Annotated in this window: 1 protein-coding gene; it reads right to left on the bottom strand. The window is 63.9% G+C overall.

What is annotated here, in order from left to right:
* A partial coding sequence (locus HWY45_RS36355) for a 4Fe-4S dicluster domain-containing protein (RefSeq protein WP_176118504.1) occupies positions 1 to 490 on the bottom strand: 490 nt, incomplete at both ends.

The following is a 490-nucleotide window of genomic DNA, read 5'->3' as shown; positions in this document are numbered from 1 at the left end:
ACATGTTCGGGTAATTCGGCCCGCCGCCGCCTTCCGGCGTGACCCACACGATGTTCTGCGTCGGGTCCTTGATGTCGCAGGTCTTGCAGTGCACGCAGTTCTGCGCGTTGATCACGAGGCGATCGCTGCCGTCGTCGTTCTTCACGAACTCGTACACCGCCGCCGGGCAGAACCGGCCTTCCGGCCCCGCGTACGTGCGCAGGTTCACGTTCACCGGCACGTTCGCATCCTTCAGCGTCAGGTGCGCCGGCTGGTTTTCCTCGTGGTTCGTGTTCGAGATGAACACCGACGACAGCCGGTCGAACGTCAGCTTGCCGTCCGGCTTCGGATACTCGATCGGCTCGCACTGCGACGCCGGCTTCAGCATCTCGTGGTCCGCGTGCTTGTGATGCAGCGTCCACGGCACGTTGCCGCCCATCACCTTCTGCTCGAGGCCGACCATCAGCGTGCCGAGGTACAGCCCCTTCGCCATCCACTGCTTGAAGTTGCG

This window comes from Burkholderia stagnalis (genome assembly GCF_902830275.1).
Lineage (GTDB): Bacteria > Pseudomonadota > Gammaproteobacteria > Burkholderiales > Burkholderiaceae > Burkholderia > Burkholderia stagnalis.
The sequence above is the reverse complement of the archived record's forward strand: the minus strand, read 5'-3'. Positions and strand labels throughout refer to the sequence as shown.